The following is an 18,119-nucleotide window of genomic DNA, read 5'->3' as shown; positions in this document are numbered from 1 at the left end:
CAGCCCGCTTTTTTATTTGCGATCAATCATTTGACAAATCGGCCCGGATCAGACTTTCAACACGTAAGCGTAATGACACGCGGCCTTCACGATTAGTCATATTACTGTCACGAACTCCTCCTATATTTCGCGGTGTCGTCTCTACGCACACGACACACGCTCACTACTGGAGATCAAGAATGAAATTGATGCACACCGCGCTGGCTGGCTTGATTGGTGCACTCTTCGCCGTTTCTGCCCAAGCAGCCGACCTTACCGGCGCGGGTTCCACCTTCGCAGCCCCGATCTACACCAAGTGGGCGGATGCCTACCAGAAGTCCGGCGGCGGCAAGGTGAACTACCAGGGCATCGGCTCGTCGGGCGGGATCAAGCAGATCATCGCCAAGACGGTGGATTTCGCCGGTTCGGACGCTCCGCTGAAGGACGACGAGCTGGCCAAGGACGGCCTGTTCCAGTTCCCGACGGTGGTGGGCGGCGTCGTGCCCGTGATCAACGTGCCGGGCGTCAAGGCCGGTGAAGTCACGCTGTCGGGCCAGGTGCTCGGCGACATCTACCTCGGCAAGATCAAGAAGTGGAACGATCCGGCGATCGTTGCGCTGAACCCGAAGGCGAAGCTGCCGGATACCGACATCGCCGTGGTCCGCCGCGCCGATGGTTCGGGCACCAGCTTCATCTGGACGAACTACCTGTCGAAGGTCAACGCCGACTGGAAGTCTAAGGTCGGCGAAGGCTCGACGGTGAACTGGCCGACGGGTACGGGCGGCAAGGGCAATGACGGCGTCGCGGCCTTCGTGCAGCGTCTGCCGGGCGCGATCGGCTATGTGGAATGGGCCTACGCGAAGCAGAACAAGATGACCTACATCGGCATGAAGAACTCGGCGGGCACGGTCGTCGAGCCGAAGACGGACACGTTCAAGGCCGCTGCCGCGGGCGCGGACTGGTCGAAGTCGTTCTACCAGATCCTGACGGACGAGCCGGGCAAGAACGCATGGCCGATCGTCGGCGCAACGTTCGTGCTGCTGCACGCCACGCAGGACAAGCCGGCGCAAGGCACGGAAACGCTGAAGTTCTTCGACTGGGCGTTCAAGAACGGCGGTCAGGCTGCCAACGACCTCGACTACATCTCGCTGCCGGATTCGGTCGTTGCCGAAATCAAGACGCAATGGAAGGCGAAGGTCAAGGACGCTTCGGGCAAGTCCGTCGCAGAGTAAGGCACCTGCCGTATGAAACTGTCCTAAGCTGTTGAGGCGGCGGACAGTCAGCAGCAAAGCAAGCCGTGCGGCAGGCCGAAAGGCCTGTCGCGCGGTCTGACACGTAGCGAAACCAAGGCTCCCATGTCGGACATCAACTTATCGTCGGCTGTGCCAGCAGCGCACACGCAGCGCGCGCCCAGCCCGCTCGGCGACATCATTTTCGGCGGCGTGACGCGGCTTGCAGCCGTCATCACGCTGCTTCTCCTGGGCGGCATCATCGTTTCGCTGCTCATCGCGTCGATGCCGACCATTCAAAAGTTCGGCTTGTCGTTCCTGTGGCGTGCCGAGTGGGATCCACCCAGCGATTCCTTCGGCGCGCTCGTGCCCATCTACGGCACCATCGCGACCTCGCTGATCGCGCTCATCATCGCCGTGCCGGTGAGCTTCGGCATCGCGCTGTTCCTGACCGAACTGTCGCCCGCGTGGCTGCGCCGTCCGCTCGGCGTCGCCATCGAACTGCTCGCCGCGATCCCGTCGATCGTCTACGGCATGTGGGGCCTGCTCGTGTTCGCGCCGATCTTCGCTGAATATTTCGAGAAGCCGCTCGGCAAGCTGCTCGGCGGCGTGCCCGTGATCGGCATGTTCTTTCAGGGCGCGCCGATCGGCATCGGCATCCTGTGCGCCGGTGTGATCCTCGCGATCATGATCATTCCGTATATCGCCTCGGTGATGCGCGACGTCTTCGAAGTCACGCCCGTGCTGCTGAAGGAATCGGCGTATGGCATCGGCTGCACGACCTGGGAAGTGATGTGGAAGATCGTGCTGCCCTATACGCGCGCCGGCGTGATCGGCGGCGTGATGCTCGGCCTTGGCCGCGCGCTCGGCGAAACCATGGCGGTCACGTTCGTGATCGGCAACACCAATCTGCTCGACAACGTCTCGTTGTTCTCGCCCGGCAACAGCATCACCTCGGCGCTTGCCAACGAGTTCGCTGAAGCGAGCCCGGGCCTGCACACGTCGGCGCTGATGGAACTCGGTCTGATTCTGTTCGTGATCACCTTCTTCGTACTCGCGCTCTCCAAGCTGATGCTGCTGCGCATGGAACGCGGGGAGGGCCGTAAATAATGAGCCGTCCCGCTGCTTTCAACCAGGATCCGGCGCGCCTCCAGGCGACTCGCCAGAAGCTGCAGAGCCGCCGTCGCGGCACCAATGTGGTGGCGCTGACGCTGTCGCTCGCGGCCATGGCCTTCGGCCTGATCTGGCTCGTGTGGATTCTCTATACGACGCTCAAGCTCGGCATCGGCGGCCTGTCGATCGATCTCTTCACGCAGTCCACGCCGCCGCCGAACACCGATGGCGGCGGTGTCGGCAGCCTGCTGCTGGTGGTGATCGCGACCTTCGTCGGCACGCCGCTCGGCATTTTCGCGGGCGTGTATCTCGCCGAGTACGGGCAGAAGGGCTGGCTCGCGAGCGTGACGCGCTTCATCAACGACATCCTGCTGTCGGCGCCGTCGATCGTCGTCGGTCTGTTCGTGTATGCGATCGTCGTGGCGAAGATGGGCCGTTTCTCGGGCTGGGCCGGCGTGATTGCGCTGGCGCTGCTGCAGATTCCGATCGTGATCCGCACGACCGAGAACATGCTGAAGCTCGTGCCGAACGCGCTGCGTGAAGCGGCTTTCGCGCTTGGTACGCCGAAGTGGAAGATGGTGATGTCGATCACGCTGAAGGCGTCGGTCGGCGGCATCGTCACCGGCGTGCTGTTGGCGGTCGCGCGTATCACCGGCGAAACCGCGCCCTTGTTGTTCACGGCGCTGTCGAACCAGTTTTTCTCGATGGACTTGAATCAGCCGATCGCCAACCTGCCGGTCACGATCTACAAGTTCGCGATGAGTCCGTTCCCGCAGTGGCAATCGCTCGCGTGGGCCGGTGTGTTCCTGATTACGCTCGGCGTGCTGGGTCTGAATATCCTGGCGCGTGCGATCTTCTCGAAGAAATAAGGGCGGAGTGATTCCATGAATATGGTCGAAAGTGGTGTCAACCACCTGAATTCGAAGACTGAAGACAAGCCGGTCGAGCGCGGTCCGGTGCCGGGCAGCGTGCGTCCGACGCACGGCGCGCCGTCGCTGGATTCGATGAAGCCGAAGATCGAGGTGAACAACCTCAACTTCTTCTACAACAAGTATCACGCGCTGAAGAACATCAACCTGCGCATTCCCGAGAAGAAGGTCACGGCCTTCATCGGGCCGTCGGGTTGCGGCAAGTCCACGCTCCTGCGCACCTTCAACAAGATGTACGCGCTCTATCCGGAACAGCGCGCCGAAGGCGAGATCCTGATGGACGGCGTGAACCTGCTCGACACTACCAAGGACATCTCGCTGCTGCGCGCGCGTGTCGGCATGGTGTTCCAGAAGCCGACGCCGTTCCCGATGTCGATCTACGACAACATTGCGTTCGGCGTAAAGATGTTCGAGCAGCTGTCGCGTTCGGAAATGGACGATCGCGTCGAATGGGCGCTGACCAAGGCGGCGCTCTGGACCGAGGTGAAGGACAAGCTGCAGCAGAGCGGCTATGGCCTGTCGGGTGGTCAGCAGCAGCGCCTGTGCATTGCGCGCGGCATCGCGATCCGTCCGGAAGTGCTGTTGCTCGACGAACCGTGCTCGGCGCTCGACCCGATTTCGACGGGCCGCATCGAAGAGCTGATCGCTGAATTGAAGAGCGATTACACGGTGGTCATCGTGACGCACAACATGCAGCAGGCGGCGCGTTGTTCGGACTACACTGCCTATATGTATCTGGGTGAACTGATCGAATTCGGCGATACCGAAAAGATATTCATCAAGCCGGCCCGCAAGGAAACGGAAGACTACATCACGGGCCGCTTTGGCTGATCGTCAGCCCAGGCAAAACACACAGGCTTAAGGAGCACACATGTCCGACAAACATCTTTCAAGCCAGTTCGACGCCGACCTCAATGCGGTGTCGTCGAAGGTGCTGGAAATGGGCGGTCTGGTCGAGTCGCAGATCATCGCGGCGATGCAGGCGCTGAACGAATTCGACATCGGCATCGCCGACCAGGTGATCGCGGCGGAAGCGCGTCTGAACACGATGGAAGTCGAGATCGACGAGGAGTGCAGCAACATCATCGCGCGCCGCCAGCCGGCCGCGCGTGACCTGCGTCTGTTGATGGCCATCTCGAAGACCATCACGAATCTCGAGCGCGCCGGCGATGAAGCCGAGAAGATCGCCAAGCGCGTGAAGCGCATCAACGAAGACGGCGCGGGCCGCACGGTGAACATCGCCGAGATCCGTCTGTCGGGCGAGATGGCGGTGTCCATCCTGCGCCGCGCGCTGGATGCGTTCGCGCGTCTGGACACGGTGGCGGCCGCGCAGATCGTGCGCGACGACAAGGCCATCGACGACGAATTCCGCGCCTTCGTGCGCAAGCTCGTGACGTACATGATGGAAGACCCGCGCACCATTTCGGCGGGTCTGGATTACCTGTTCATCGCGAAGGCGGTGGAGCGCATCGGTGATCACGCGAAGAACATCGCCGAGTTCATCATCTACATCGTCAAGGGCACGGACGTGCGGCACAAGTCGCGCGACCAGCTCGAACGCGAGGCGTTGAGTTAATTCGCCGCGTAACAACCCAAGCAAAAAGGTCCAGAGGTGCCGATGCCCAGCAGTATCCTCGTCGTCGAAGACGAACCCGCGATCTCCGAGCTGATCTCGGTGAATCTCCAGCATGCGGGGCATTGCCCCATTCGCGCTTATAACGCGGAGCAGGCGCAAAACCTGATCAGTGACGTGCTGCCCGATCTCGTGCTGCTCGACTGGATGCTGCCCGGCAAGTCGGGCATTGCGTTCGCACGCGAGCTGCGCAACAACGAGCGCACCAAGCACATTCCGATCATCATGCTGACGGCGCGTGGCGACGAGCAGGACAAGGTGCTCGGACTGGAGATCGGCGCGGACGACTACGTCACGAAGCCGTTCTCGCCGAAGGAACTGATGGCGCGCATCAAGGCGGTGCTGCGCCGGCGGGCGCCGCAGCTGACGGAAGACGTGGTGGCGATCAACGGCTTGCGGCTCGATCCGGCGACGCATCGTGTTGCGGCGAGTCATTCGGGCAACGACATCAAGCTCGATCTCGGACCGACCGAGTTCCGCCTGCTGCACTTCTTCATGACGCACCCGGAGCGAGTCCACAGCCGCACGCAGTTGCTCGACCAGGTGTGGGGCGATCACGTGTTCGTGGAAGAGCGTACGGTCGATGTGCATATCAAGCGTTTGCGCGCCGCGCTCAAGCCGGCGGGCTGCGATGCTATGATCGAAACGGTCCGTGGCAGCGGTTACCGGCTCGCGAAGAGCGCCTGAAACAAGGTGTGACACGGCGGGCGGCTGCTGCCAGGTTTCTCGTCGGTTCTGCTGTATCAACGTCACTCAGATTCATCGCCACCATGAACATCATCTGGACGCGCGCCATCGTGTCCTTCGCGCTGCTCGCGGGCATCAGCGCCGCGCTTGGCGCGCTGGCCGGCGTGCGCGTCGCGCTGGCTTTCGCGGTGCTCATGCTTGTCGTGCAGGGCTTCTTCGTCACGTATCACATGCAGCGTCTGTGGCGTCTGCTGGAAGCGCCGGTGTACGGCGAAGTGCCGAGCGCGCTCGGCGTCTGGGGCGAAATCTACTACCGTCTGCACAAGCTCGCGAAGCGCTGGCATGCCCAAGTGCGGCAGGTCGAGCAACAGCATGCGCGTTTCATCCAGGCGATCCAGGCTTCGCCGAACGGCGTCGCGATGCTGGACGATCACGATCAGATTGAATGGTGCAACGCGATTGCCGAGCAGCATTTCGGGCTCGATGCGAAGCGCGACTTGCGCCAGCACATCACGCATCTGGTGCGGGCTCCCGACTTCATCCGCTATCTGAATTCACACCATTACGAAGAGACGCTCGTGATGCGCGGCATGGGCGTGAACCGCAAGTACACGGTGTCGGTGCAGGTGTTTCCGTACGGCGACAACCGCAAGCTGGTGCTGACGCAGGACATCACCGAGCTGGAGCGCACGGATTCCATGCGCCGCGATTTCGTCGCCAATGTTTCGCATGAGTTGAAGACACCGCTGACGGTGTTGTCGGGCTTTCTTGAAACGATGCGTGAGTTGCCGCTCGATGAAGCGGATCGCATGCGTTATCTCGACATGATGAACCAGCAGGCGCTGCGGATGCAGAACATCGTGCGCGATCTGCTGGTGCTGGCGAATCTCGAAGGCGACATGCGTCCGCCGGGCGATGAGGTGCTGGACATGCGCTCGGTCATCCGGCATATCGAGGACGATGCGAACAATCTGTCCAATGGGCGGCATCGGATTACGTTTCATAGCGATGACTCGCTGACCGTGGCGGGTGTCGAGACGGAAGTGATGAGCGCGCTTGGGAATCTCGTCACGAATGCTGTTCGGTATACGCCTGACGGCGGGACGATCGATGTTTCGTGGGAGCGGGTTAAGGACCGCGCGGTGTTCTCGGTACGGGACAGCGGGTTCGGTATTCCGGCTGAGCATATTCCGCGGCTCACGGAGCGGTTTTATCGCGTGGATCGCAGCCGTTCAAGGGATACCGGTGGAACCGGTTTGGGGCTCGCCATCGTCAAGCATGTGCTGCAGAGGCATCACGCTGAGCTTGATGTCAAAAGTGAGGTGGGGAGGGGGAGTACGTTTGTCGTCAGGTTTCCCGCCTCGCGGACGGCTTTTCGGAAGTCTCTCGCGGCTTAGGGTTGAGGTTTGCCAGCGCTTCCATGGACTTCCTGTGTTCGCGTCGGTCTGCTAGCACTGCCCCTCCCCGGGGCGGGGGTAACTTTCTTTGCCGCTGCAAAGAAAGTCACCAAAGAAAGCAGCTTTTTTTCTCGCCCAGCGTCATCACACGGGCTCAGCACAGAACCATGTTTCTGGCACTGCAGTAGAGAGTGCCTTCATAGGCCACACCCGGCGTGGATCGCGGACCCACTGTGAAATCGCACCACAGAACAGACTGGTGCAGCCCTTGCATGCTCCGGCGCTGCGCTACGCGCCGCCGACCGGTCAATCGGGGATGCCAGTGCACTCTTGCTTACGCGTCCATCTCATTGCTCTTGCCTCCCACTGGTTTCCCTTGCATACCCTCCGGCAGCGCGTAGCGCTGGGCCGGAACCCTCAGGTGCTGCACCAGTTCGCTGAACGGCAGTTTGTCCCAGTGGGTCCGCGATCCACGCCCGGTGTGGCCTATGAGGGCACGCTCTACGGCCGGGCCAGAAACGGGGTTCTGTGCTGCGCCCATTTGATGACGCTGGGCGAGAAAAAAGCTGCTTTCTTTGGTGACTTTCTTTGCAGCGGCAAAGAAAGTTACCCCCGCCCCGGGGAGGGGCAGTGCTAATAAACCTACGCGAACACAGGAAGTCCATAGAAGCGCTGGCAAACAAAAGCAACCCACGCGAAGGACGAGAGCGAAGACCCCCGCCCCGGGGAGGGGCAGTGCTAATAGACCGACGCGAACACAGGAAGTCCATAGAAGCGCTGGCAAACAAAAGCAACCCACGCGAAGGACGAGAGCGAAGACCCCCGCCCCGGGGAGGGGCAGTGCTAACGGACCGACGCGATCACAGGAAGTCCATGGAAGCGCAAGCGAAAAACATCAAGCGCCAGCAAAATCAAGAACAGAACTTAGCCAGAAGCCCTAATTGCGCATTGCGAATAGACTTCCCGGGCCGGCGTTTCCGATAATGCCCATCACTTTGCATGACCCAAGCCGACTGATTATCCCCAAGACAAACGGATAAACCCTCGGCGATGACTCGCCGCTTCAACCGCCGATCGCGGATCGGAAACGCGACCTCGACCCGGCGGAAGAAATTGCGATCCATCCAGTCGGCACTGGACAAGAACACATCTTCCTTGCCATTGGCGTAAAAATAAAAGATCCGATGATGCTCGAGAAAGCGCCCGACAATAGACCTCACCGTGATGTTCTCCGAAAGATCCTCCACCCCGGGCTTCAGCGAACACACCCCCCGCACGATCAAATCGATCTTCACGCCCGCGCGTGAAGCCTCATACAAGGCTTCGATCACAGTAGGCTCGAGCAACGCATTCATCTTCGCAACAATACGTGCCCGCCGCCCAAGGCGCGCATGCTCGGCCTCGGCGCGAATCGCATCGATCAGCTTCGCGTGCAGCGTAAACGGCGACTGCCACAACTGATGCAGCGCAATCTCTCCGCCAATGCCCGTCAGCTGCTGGAACACATGATGCACGTCCTCGCACATTTCCTGGTCGGCGGTCATCAGGCCGAAGTCGGTATAAAGACGCGCCGTCCGCGGGTGATAGTTGCCCGTGCCCAGATGCGCATAACGCTTCAGCACCAGCTTGCCGCCCTGCGACACACGCCGCACGATCAACACCATCTTCGCGTGACACTTGTGGCCCACCACGCCATACACCACATGCGCGCCCACAGCCTCCAGCTGCGAAGCCCAGCTGATATTCGTCTCCTCGTCGAAGCGCGCCAGCAGTTCCACCACCACCGTCACTTCCTTGCCATTGCGCGCCGCCTGCATGAGCGCATCCATCAACGGCGAATCCGTGCCCGTGCGATAGATGGTCTGCTTGATGGCAACTACTTGCGGATCTTTCGCGGCCTGCAACAGCAACTCCAGCACAGGCTGAAAACTCTCGTACGGATGATGCATCAGGATGTCGCCCTGATCGATCGCATCGAAGAGATTGGTCGTGTTGGCGATCGCCTTGGGCACCGACGGAATATGCGGCACGAACTTCAGGTCCGGCCGGTCGACCATCTCCGGCAACTGCATCAGCCGCACCAGATTCACGGCCCCGTTGACGCGGTACAGGTCGCGCTCGCTCAACTGGCTTTCATCGAGCAAACGGCGCACGAGATGCGGCGGCGTTTCTGCCGACACCTCCATCCGCACCGCATTGCCGAGATGGCGTGCCGGCAGTTCGCCCTGCAGCGCGACCCGCAGATTGGTGATCTCGTCTTCATCGACGAACAACTCGCTGTTGCGCGTGATGCGAAACTGGTTGCAGCTCCGCACGATCAGGTGCGGAAACAAGTCGCTGACGAAATGCTGCATGAACGAGCTCAGCAGCACGAAACCGTGCGGATAGCCCGACAGCGCTTCCGGCATGCGCACCAGGCGCGGCAGCGCACGCGGCGCCTGCACGATGCCCATCATCGCCTGTCGTCCGAAGGCGTCCGTGCCTTCAAGTTCGACGACGAAGTTAAGGCTCTTGTTCAGCACGCGCGGGAACGGATGCGCGGGATCGAGGCCGATCGGCGTCAGCACCGGCAGCAGTTCATTGTGAAAATAGTCGCGCGCCCAGGCGGTCTGTTGCTCGCTCCAGCTTTCAGCGCCGTGAAAGTAGATGCCTTCCATCTCGAGCGCCGGCAGTACGATGTCATGCAGCATCGAATATTGCTGGCGCACCAGACGCTGCGCGCGCTCGGACACGAGGTCGTACACATGCTGCAAGGACATGCCGTCCGGCGACAGCGTGCCGGGGTTGTCGCGCATCTGCTCTTGCAGACCCGCCATGCGGACTTCGAAGAATTCGTCGAGATTGCTGCTGGTGATACAGATGAAGCGCAGGCGTTCCAACAGCGGAACCGTCGTATCGGCGGCTTGCGCGAGGACGCGCTCGTTGAAACCTAATATGCCCAGTTCGCGGTTGAAGAGCGGATAGCGGATGGACATCGGCAGGATGGAGGGTGTCTCGATCAAAGGGGCAAAGGTGCGCTCGAATGCTCTCACAGTTTGATGTATTTTTGATGACAGAACGATTTTCACAAATTCTACTCACAATGCGAATAGCGTCTTCGGAGCGTGCGCACTCGCCCGTGAAAGGGTTCACGAAGCGGGCGGACGCGGAAGGCGCCGGCATGCAATAGAATTCGTGCGGAATTCGTGCGCTGCAACAACGCGGCGGTAGCCATGCCGCAGTAGCAATGCCGCAGTAGCAATGCCGAAATAGCAGTGCCGAAGCAACAGTGCTCTCCCACATCACGTTTTCTGGATCTCCGATGGTCACACATCCCCACCTTCTTGCCGCAGTCGACCTCGGATCGAACAGTTTCCGGCTGATTGTCGGCCGGGTCGAGGAAACGCCCGCCGGCAGCCAGATCTATCAGGTCGATGCGCTGCGCGAGCCGGTCCGCCTCGGCGGCGGGCTCTCGCGTGACAAGCTGCTCGACCGCGCCTCGCAGGTGCGCGGCTGGGACGCGCTGAAGCGCTTCGGCGAACGTCTGCGCGATTTCCATCCGGACCAGGTGCGCGCAGTCGCCACCAATACCTTGCGCGTCGCGAAGAACGCGCATGACTTCCTCGCCGAAGCCGAAGCGGCGCTCGGCTTTCCCATCGAAGTCATCGCCGGACGCGAGGAAGCGCGCCTCATCTATGCCGGCGCCGCGCATTCCGTGCCGGCCATCGCGGGCCGGCGTCTCGTCGTCGATATCGGCGGCGGCTCGACCGAATTCGTCATCGGCTCGCACTACACGCCGATCCACATGGAAAGCCTCTACATTGGCTGCGTGAGCCACAGCCGCCAGTTCTTCCCGTCCGGCAACGTCGATGAATACACGATGCGCCAGGCCGAACTCGCCGCCAAGCGCGAGATCCAGATCATTTCGAGCGAGTACAAGCAGACCGGCTGGGATCAGGCGATCGGTTCGTCGGGCACGGCGCGGGCGCTGGCGGAGCTGATCGAAGCGAACGGCTTCAACGACGAAGGCATCACGCACGGCATCTCGCGCGGCGGTCTCGAACGGCTGAAGCGCGCGGTCATCAAGGCGGAGAACGTCAACCGGCTGAAGCTCACCGCGCTCAAGCCGGATCGCGTGCCGGTGCTGGCGGGCGGACTGTCGATCATGCTCGGCGTGTTCGAGGAACTGGGCATCGACTATGCCGACACCACCGACGCCGCGCTGCGTCTCGGCGTGCTCTATGACCTGCTGGGCCGCTCGCAGCATCAGGACATGCGCACGGTCACCGTGGAGGGCTTCAAGCGGCGCTATGGCGTCGATGGGGCGCAGGCGGACCGCATCGGCGAGCTCGCCATCAGCTTCCATGACCAGCTCGGCGAGCCCGACGAAGACCTGCGCGAGGAGAACCGCATGTTCCTGGCGTGGGCGGCGTCGCTGCATGAGATCGGGCTATCGATCGCGCACAGTGCCTATCACAAGCATTCCGCGTACATCACCAGCAACGCCGACATGCCGGGCTTCTCACGCACCGATCAGGCGCGTCTCGCCACGCTCGTGCTTGGACACGCGGGCAAGCTCGGCAAGCTCGCGCAGACGCGCGACGTCGACTGGACGCTGCTGTTCTGTCTGCGACTCGCGGCGCTGTTGTCGCGTCGGCGCGCGGAGGTCGGCTTGCCGGGCATCGAGGTGCGGACGGCGGGCGGCGGTTTCGAGGTGCGTCTGCCGAGCGACTGGGTCACGAACAATCCGCTCACCGATTACAGCCTCGTTCAGGAGGCCATGGAGTGGGAGAAGATCGGACGTCCGTATCGCGTGGTCTACACGGGTGACTGAAGCACCGATGGAAGTAACGATGCCGGAATGAAGAAGGCCCCGCCGCATGAGTGCACCGGGGCCTTCTTCCTGAACGCGTGCCACAAGAGCCGCTCAGCGTCCCTGCATGTCGCCGATGAAGTGACGCGCATAGCGCGCGTTGATGTCGGACAGACGGAACAGCGTGAGGAAATCGGCGGTATTGAAGTCAGGATCCCACGCAGGCGCGCCGCAGATCTTCGCACCCAGGCGCAGGTAACCCTTCACCAGCGGCGGCGGGCTGACGTTCGCGCCGGTGCGCAGTTCCTCGACCGGCAGCGGCGTATGCGGGAACGCGCGGTATTCGGGCGCCGTGAGCGCATCGGCGGACAGCGAGGTGTAGAGATTCGCAGCGTAGTGACCGCCGTCGATCATGCCGACGCTCGCGCAGCCGAGCATCGTTTCATAGCCGTTCTGCATCATGTAGGCAGCGAGGCCGCCCCACAGCGACATGATCACCGCACCGTTGCGATAGTCGGGATGCACGCACGATCGGCCCACCTCGACGAGCTTCGGACGCAGGTGCGTGAGGCGCGACACGTCGAACTCGCTTTCGGCGTACAGGCGGCCGATACGCGCGGCCTGATGCGGCGGCAGCACGCGATACGTGCCGACCACTTGCAGGCTGTCGAGATCGCGCACGAGAAGATGATCGCAATAGGCGTCGAAGACATCGACGTCGAGTCCCGCAGGACCGGAAAGACGCGCGCCCATCTCTTCCGAGAACACGCGATAGCGCAGGCGCTGGGCATCGCGCAGGGCGTCGTCGTCGCGCGCCCATGAGACTTGCAGACGCTCGCGTCCGGTGTGGGTTTCGGACGTGCGCGGAAGATGACGGCGCGATTCGAGCGAGAAGGATGCCGCTCCGAGTTGCAGGACGGGCGTCGGCAGATCTTGCATTGGCTTTCCTCGACAGGACGTGGCTGTGGCTTGAGTCCTCGCCAATGTAGTAATCCGCGATGACGCTCGCATGGCATGGCAATGACGTTTCAGTGAAACGCCTTGAACCGTGCCGTCGTTCGCGTGACCCGTTTCAGCTCACAGCAGATCGGGATTGATGACGGCGCGCAGTACGGTCTGGCCGTCGCCCGCGCGCGTGCGCGACTGGAACCACCAGACGCCCGATTTCTTCACCGACCATTCCGTTTCCGTGCCCGTCATGAGCAGGGCGGCCAGGCGGCCGAGGGTCGGCTGGTGGCCGATCACCACGACCGTCTCGCCGATGCCGTCCGGCCAGCCCGCGGCGTCGAGCACGGCTTGGGCGCTGTTGCCGGGCGCGAGCGCATCGACGACGCGATAGCGATCGCCGAATGCTTCGGCCGTCTGGATCGTGCGAGTCGCGGGGCTGGCGAGCAGGATGGCGTCATCGCCGACGCGCGCCTTGAGCCAACGCGCGACGCCCTGTGCCTGCTTGCGTCCGCGCGACGTGAGCTGGCGGGCGAGATCGCTCGGCGCCTGATCTTCGGCTTCGGCATGGCGCCAGAGAATGAGGTTCATCGCTTGTCTCCGCTGAGAAGGGGATGCGCAGGTTCACGCGCGGGTTCCGTTACAGGAAGTTGCGTGCCCGCGCGTGGTTGCCGCGTGGTTGCCAAGAAGCATGCATGTGCGGCATTGCGGACGCGTGGCCGGCACGCTACAATTCGCGGCTCGTCGGAGCGTAGCGCAGCCTGGTAGCGCATCTGATTTGGGATCAGAGGGTCGTAGGTTCGAATCCTATCGCTCCGACCACCACACACGAAGGGGTTACAAGTTACGGCTTGTAACCCCTTTGCCGTTTCTGAGGTTCATTCGGCGCGTGATTGAACGCTCCGATGAAGATCCGATGAGATTCACTCGGCCGGCCGTCCAGCCGATGCCTGTTCAACCCTGTCCGGGAGCACCATGCCGCGTAACGTTCTTGCATTTGTCATTGCCTTCTCGCTGGCGCTCGGCTTGTCCGCATGCGCAGACGCCCCGAATCACAAGCATCCGCCGCAGGATCCGCCCGACTACAAGGGCGTGCCCACCGACATGACGCCGCCGACGATCATCGCACCGGCACAACCGCAATAACGTTCTTCATGGCCGATACGAAGGCGAAGCCCCGATGCGTTCGCACCGGGGCCTCTGACCCGCGCCGGCTGTTCGCGCGGATACCGCGCGCGGGCTGAAGACATTCTAAGAAGACGCGCGCGGCACGGCTGTATGCGCTTGTTTCGGAGCGTAACGGGTTGCAAAAGGCAGGGTGAAGGGCCCCGAGGGAAAGAATCGGAAATAGCTACCTACCGCACACACTGACGAATCATCCGGGCGAATATTTTGCTGGACAGGTATGATCCAACAAATTGTTTCAAAACGTATCGATCATGAATCTGCTGTGGGTTTTCGCCGTCGTCGCCCCTTTGGGTCTGGCCTCGCTGTTCGCGTTTGCCGCGCGGATCGATCCGTTGTCGGGACACTGGCGCACACCGTCCGACACGCTCCCGGAAAACGATGTCATGGCCGCCTCCGACGCCTGAAAGAATGCGCGTGCATGGTCGGCCGTTACGCCGCCGGGGCAGCGATCATTGCTTGCAGCGGATCACCATCGAGCGATTCTTGATGTTCGCTCCGAAGATCCCGCCCACCGAACCGCCGGCCGTCGCGCCGTTGTCGGCATCCTTCGAAATCACGTCGTAGCCATAGGCGCCGCAGGTTTCTCCCGCTTGCTTGTAGCAGGCCGCCCAGCTGGTGGCGGCATCGCCGCCACTGCAGTTGATGGCGAAGCCGGTATCGCCCGAGGGCAGGTAGGTCATCTTCGTCGTATGCGCGCAGCCTGCAAGCGCGCCGGTCAATGCGAGCGCCGCGCAGACGGCGGCAGCGTTCATCCTCTTCTTCAGCTTCATCGATCTTCCTTGTAACGTCCGCCGCGCGTTCAGCGCGACGGCAGATAGCGCGCCGGGTCCACCGAGCGGCCCATGTAGCGCACTTCGAAATGCAGCATCGTGCGGTTGCTGTCGGTATCGCCCATTTCGGCGATCTGCTGGCCCTGCTGCACGGTCTGGCCTTCCTTCACCAGCAGGGTGCGGTTGTGCGCGTAGGCGGTCAGATAGTCGTCGTCGTGCTTGATGATCAGCATGTTGCCGTAGCCGCGCAGGCCGTTGCCTGCGTAGACGACGTTGCCGGCCGCCGCCGCGATGACGGGCGTGCCCGCCGCATTGGCGATGTCGACGCCCTTCGAATTCTTGCCGTCGAAACCGCGAATCACGCTGCCCTGCGCAGGCCAGACGAGCGACACGCCTGGTCCGGCCTTGGCTTGTGCCGGCGATTGCGCGGCCGACTGGGCGCCGGCACCGGCGTCCGTCGAGCCGGAGGAGGCCGCCGACGACGTCGAGGATGTCGCGCTGCCGGCGGGCGGGGCGACGCGCAGCACCTGTCCGACTTCGATGGCGTCGGGGTTGGAGAGCCCGTTCCAGCGCGCGATGTTGGCGACGCTGGTGCGCTTCGCGCGCGCGATCTTCGATACCGTGTCGCCGCGCTCCACTCGATAGAAGCCGGGCCCGACCGGCGCGGAGCCGCAGGCGGCCAGCACTGCGATGAGTGACGTGCAGACGAGCCGTCGAATTCCTGTTTGCAAACCTGACCTCGCAAGGCGTCGCCGCGCGGAGTCGGAGCACTGTCGCGCGGCGGAAAGAAAGGCAGGATTTTACAGGCTCGGGTTTGCCCGAACAGAAAGCCGCCCGCGGCGCATCATGCCGCGGGCGTCACGACCAGTCTGAGCGATGCCGTTTCGGTCTTGCCGGGCGCAAGCCAGCGCAGGCCGCGGCCGTTGTGGATGGCGTCCGGCAGGCCGATCCAAGGCTCGACGCAGTAGAAGTCCGAAGCATCCGATTCGGTCCAGGTGGTGACGGCATACCACGGCACCGAATCGGGCTGTTGCAGTTCCAGGCGCACCGTGCGCCCGAGACCGGGCAGGTTCAGCAGCATCGGTTCGTCGGGCTGCCGGGTAAGGCAGTGAAACACGTCGACGATGGCCCGATCGGCCAGCGAATAACTCGCCAGGCCCGCTTCGGCGGCGGTGATCGATCCGTCCGGCAATTGCCGCCGGCGTTCGGTGTGCGGCAGTTGCACGCTGCTTTCGGCGCGCTGGCCGTGCGGCAGATGGAAGTAGAAGTGATGGCCGGCGTAGTAGGGCAGCGGCACTTCGCCCGGATTCGACGTGGTGAGTTCCACCTCGAGCGTGTGCGCATCGACGATGCGGTAAGCCGCCTCGAAGCGGAACGCGAACGGATAGCCGGCGCGGGTGGCGTCGCTGTCGACGAGGGTCATGCGCACGCCATGGCCATCGGCGTCGCGCGTCCACGTGAAGGGCAGGTCGCGCGCGAAGCCGTGCGTGGGCAGTGCATGGACGACGCCTTCGGGATCGCGCCAATGGCCGATCTCGCCGTCGACGAAATGCCGTCCGAGAAACGGGAACAATAACGGATTGCCGCCGCGGATCTTGGCGGGGTTGGACCAGTCGGGCGCATCGGGCCAGTGAATGACGGGTTCGCCGCCGACCCGCCAGGTCATGAGCCGTCCGCCGGCATGCGGCGCGAGCAGAAGGGCGGCGCCGTCGCGCTCGATTTCGATGACTTCCTGTTGCGTTGACATGATGGCCGTGCACTCCGTTGAGGGTGGGGCTTGCGCGCGTCGGGAAAAGCAGACAGCAGGACGGCGCTGCTCGCGAGTGGGACGATTCTGCCTCAAATTTTCTACATGGAAACCCTTTGCGGGAAATTGCGACTGACCGATGTCCGGCCGATATGGTCTTATAGGTTCCTAATGTTGGGAACCAGACGGACAAGGAGTGACCATGGATCTGGCGATGGCGATGGGTGTCGCGATGTTCGGCCTCTTCGGGGCGAGCACGGCGCTTTTTCTGTACAAGCTGAAGGCCTGACCCGCCGGGATGCAGCGCGCTTGCGCAAGGGCATTTCTTTCGAGAATCCTCTAATGGTCTTTCGGTAATCTGTCGTTTCGCCGACGATTGTCTGTCGGTGTCTTTTGTGTGCTGTTTTGTGTGCGGTAGCGCTTGGCGCTCGATAGGCCTGTCGGCATAATCGGGTCCGTTCGTGCGCCGTGTCACTCAGCCTTCCTGCCTGATCTCCCTGTTCGCCTCGTCCGGCTTCGCGCGACGCGCGGGACGCCGGGATGCAATTGCACGGCGCGTCCCTCCCTTCCCGAAAAAGGACCGACGCGTGACTCTGTGGTTTCTCGTATTCCTGAGCGTCCTGCAGGGCGTTACCGAACTCTTCCCCGTCAGCAGTCTCGGCCATACCTTGCTGGTTCCCGGACTGATCGGCATGCATATCGACAAGCATGCGCCGCAGTTGCTGCCGTTTCTCGTCGCGCTGCATCTCGGCACCGCAATCGCCTTGCTGTGGTATTTCCGTGCGCGCTGGGTCGCGCTGATCCGCGGCTTCTTTGCGTCACTCGGCGGACGTAAGAACGACGACGGCCACATGATGTGGGCGCTCATCATCGGGACGATTCCGACGGGCATCGTCGGCTTGCTGCTTGAGAAGCGCCTTGAGGCACTTTTTCACGATTTGCGGATCGTGGCGGCAGCGCTGATCGTCAATGGCGTGTTGTTGTGGTTCGGCGACCGGCTGCAGAAGCGTCGCGCGCTGCAGGCTCCGGAGAAGCTCACGTTCAAGCAGGCGTTTCTGGTGGGGCTGGCGCAGATCGGCGCGCTGATTCCGGGCTTTTCGCGCAGCGGCCTGACGATGATCGCGGGCGTCGGCGCTGGCCTGACGGCCGAGGCGGCCGCGGAGTTCTCGTTCCTGCTCGGCACGCCGATCATTTTCGCGGCGGGCGTGCTCGAACTGCCGAAGCTGTTCCATGCGCCGGGCCAGTTGTTCGATTCGGTGCTCGGCGGCGTGCTGACGGGCATCGCGGCCTATCTCAGCGTGCGCTTCCTGATGCGTTACTTTGAAGGGCACGGCAAGCTTGCGTCGTTCGGCGTGTACTGCGTGATCGCGGGGATCTTCTTCCTCGGCTGGTTCATGATGCATCCGCAGCCGCTCTAGGCGAAGCGGGATGCGGACGACCGGGAATGAGGTAAAATCGCGGTCTCTTCAGATCCGCGGATGGATTGTGTCATCCAGACCGCGCGCGTCGATATCCGCCCTTAGCTCAGCTGGATAGAGCAACGGCCTTCTAAGCCGTAGGTCACACGTTCGAGTCGTGTAGGGCGGGCCAATGACATCAGGTGCCAAGACCCAGTCCGTGTGACTGGGTTTTCTGTTTGTGCTTCTGGTTTCTGGTTTCCTGTTTTCATGCTGGCGGTGTCGCCCACTTCTGCATTTTCAGACTTTAATC

General features: G+C 62.4%; 17 protein-coding genes and 2 tRNA genes. 13 read left to right on the top strand and 6 right to left on the bottom strand.

What is annotated here, in order from left to right; genetic code table 11:
* Nucleotides 1–179: 179 nt before the first annotated feature.
* The 7 genes from pstS (at nt 180) to phoR (ending at nt 6,967) form a co-directional block, all read left to right on the top strand.
* Entirely contained in the window at nt 180–1,211 is a 1,032-nt protein-coding gene (gene pstS / locus QCE69_RS09570) for a phosphate ABC transporter substrate-binding protein PstS (protein WP_309930444.1), read from the top strand.
* A gap of 123 nt (nt 1,212–1,334) precedes the next feature.
* Complete coding sequence (pstC, locus tag QCE69_RS09565) at nt 1,335–2,318, top strand: phosphate ABC transporter permease PstC (RefSeq protein WP_309809054.1); 984 nt, start codon at nt 1,335–1,337, stop codon at nt 2,316–2,318.
* On the top strand, nt 2,318–3,190 hold the full coding sequence (gene pstA, locus QCE69_RS09560; protein WP_309930442.1) for a phosphate ABC transporter permease PstA: 873 nt from the start codon (nt 2,318–2,320) through the stop codon (nt 3,188–3,190). The genes pstC and pstA overlap by 1 nt, the downstream gene beginning before the upstream one ends.
* A gap of 15 nt (nt 3,191–3,205) precedes the next feature.
* Nucleotides 3,206–4,081 carry a phosphate ABC transporter ATP-binding protein PstB gene (gene pstB / locus QCE69_RS09555; protein WP_309809049.1) on the top strand — a complete coding sequence of 292 codons (876 nt, stop codon included), beginning with the start codon at nt 3,206–3,208 and terminating at the stop codon, nt 4,079–4,081.
* 40 nt (nt 4,082–4,121) lie between these two features.
* A complete protein-coding gene (gene phoU / locus QCE69_RS09550; protein WP_309809047.1) occupies nt 4,122–4,826 on the top strand; it encodes a phosphate signaling complex protein PhoU in 705 nt (234 codons plus the stop codon).
* Nucleotides 4,827–4,868: 42 nt separating this feature from the next.
* A complete protein-coding gene (gene phoB, locus QCE69_RS09545) occupies nt 4,869–5,570 on the top strand; it encodes a phosphate regulon transcriptional regulator PhoB (RefSeq protein WP_008342029.1) in 702 nt (233 codons plus the stop codon).
* Nucleotides 5,571–5,653: 83 nt separating this feature from the next.
* Nucleotides 5,654–6,967: a phosphate regulon sensor histidine kinase PhoR gene (gene phoR, locus QCE69_RS09540; RefSeq protein WP_309930440.1), complete on the top strand. Its 1,314-nt coding sequence runs from the start codon at nt 5,654–5,656 to the stop codon at nt 6,965–6,967.
* A gap of 911 nt (nt 6,968–7,878) precedes the next feature.
* On the opposite strand, the gene ppk1 is transcribed toward phoR, so the two are convergent.
* The gene (gene ppk1 / locus QCE69_RS09535; RefSeq protein ID WP_309919789.1) at nt 7,879–9,942 is read right to left on the bottom strand and encodes a polyphosphate kinase 1; all 2,064 of its coding nucleotides are present in this window, start codon (nt 9,940–9,942) and stop codon (nt 7,879–7,881) included.
* A 326-nt stretch (nt 9,943–10,268) separates the two neighbouring features.
* On the opposite strand from ppk1, the gene ppx reads away from it, so the two are divergent.
* Nucleotides 10,269–11,780: an exopolyphosphatase gene (ppx, locus tag QCE69_RS09530; protein ID WP_309917300.1), complete on the top strand. Its 1,512-nt coding sequence runs from the start codon at nt 10,269–10,271 to the stop codon at nt 11,778–11,780.
* A gap of 93 nt (nt 11,781–11,873) precedes the next feature.
* Here the strand turns inward: ppx and QCE69_RS09525 are convergent, their stop codons facing one another.
* Nucleotides 11,874–12,698 carry a GNAT family N-acyltransferase gene (locus QCE69_RS09525; RefSeq protein ID WP_309917297.1) on the bottom strand — a complete coding sequence of 275 codons (825 nt, stop codon included), beginning with the start codon at nt 12,696–12,698 and terminating at the stop codon, nt 11,874–11,876.
* 138 nt (nt 12,699–12,836) lie between these two features.
* Nucleotides 12,837–13,295 carry a histidine phosphatase family protein gene (locus tag QCE69_RS09520; protein ID WP_309917293.1) on the bottom strand — a complete coding sequence of 153 codons (459 nt, stop codon included), beginning with the start codon at nt 13,293–13,295 and terminating at the stop codon, nt 12,837–12,839.
* Nucleotides 13,296–13,449: 154 nt separating this feature from the next.
* Between QCE69_RS09520 and QCE69_RS09515 the strand changes: the two genes are divergently transcribed.
* From QCE69_RS09515 to QCE69_RS09505, 3 genes are all read left to right on the top strand, one after another.
* Nucleotides 13,450–13,526 (top strand) — tRNA-Pro (locus QCE69_RS09515).
* A 153-nt stretch (nt 13,527–13,679) separates the two neighbouring features.
* Complete coding sequence (locus QCE69_RS09510; protein WP_309930437.1) at nt 13,680–13,850, top strand: hypothetical protein; 171 nt, start codon at nt 13,680–13,682, stop codon at nt 13,848–13,850.
* A gap of 293 nt (nt 13,851–14,143) precedes the next feature.
* The gene (locus tag QCE69_RS09505) at nt 14,144–14,296 is read left to right on the top strand and encodes a hypothetical protein (RefSeq protein ID WP_309917288.1); all 153 of its coding nucleotides are present in this window, start codon (nt 14,144–14,146) and stop codon (nt 14,294–14,296) included.
* Between the two features lie 45 nt (nt 14,297–14,341).
* Here QCE69_RS09505 and QCE69_RS09500 read toward each other — a convergent pair whose 3' ends face one another.
* The 3 genes from QCE69_RS09500 to QCE69_RS09490 all read right to left on the bottom strand — a co-directional run bounded on the left by QCE69_RS09500 (nt 14,342) and on the right by QCE69_RS09490 (nt 16,409).
* Nucleotides 14,342–14,662: a hypothetical protein gene (locus tag QCE69_RS09500; protein ID WP_309917285.1), complete on the bottom strand. Its 321-nt coding sequence runs from the start codon at nt 14,660–14,662 to the stop codon at nt 14,342–14,344.
* 29 nt (nt 14,663–14,691) lie between these two features.
* Nucleotides 14,692–15,393, bottom strand: coding sequence for a peptidoglycan DD-metalloendopeptidase family protein (locus QCE69_RS09495; protein ID WP_309930436.1), 702 nt, complete (start codon nt 15,391–15,393; stop codon nt 14,692–14,694).
* A gap of 113 nt (nt 15,394–15,506) precedes the next feature.
* Nucleotides 15,507–16,409, bottom strand: coding sequence for an aldose epimerase (locus QCE69_RS09490; protein WP_309930434.1), 903 nt, complete (start codon nt 16,407–16,409; stop codon nt 15,507–15,509).
* Nucleotides 16,410–16,996: 587 nt separating this feature from the next.
* Between QCE69_RS09490 and QCE69_RS09485 the strand changes: the two genes are divergently transcribed.
* The gene (locus QCE69_RS09485; protein ID WP_309917277.1) at nt 16,997–17,827 is read left to right on the top strand and encodes an undecaprenyl-diphosphate phosphatase; all 831 of its coding nucleotides are present in this window, start codon (nt 16,997–16,999) and stop codon (nt 17,825–17,827) included.
* Between the two features lie 95 nt (nt 17,828–17,922).
* Nucleotides 17,923–17,999: transfer RNA gene (locus QCE69_RS09480), tRNA-Arg, on the top strand.
* The last annotated feature ends 120 nt before the right edge of the window (nt 18,000–18,119 follow it).

Source organism: Caballeronia sp. LZ032 (assembly GCF_031451315.1).
In the GTDB taxonomy this organism is placed as follows: Bacteria; Pseudomonadota; Gammaproteobacteria; order Burkholderiales; family Burkholderiaceae; genus Caballeronia.
The sequence above is the reverse complement of the archived record's forward strand: the minus strand, read 5'-3'. Positions and strand labels throughout refer to the sequence as shown.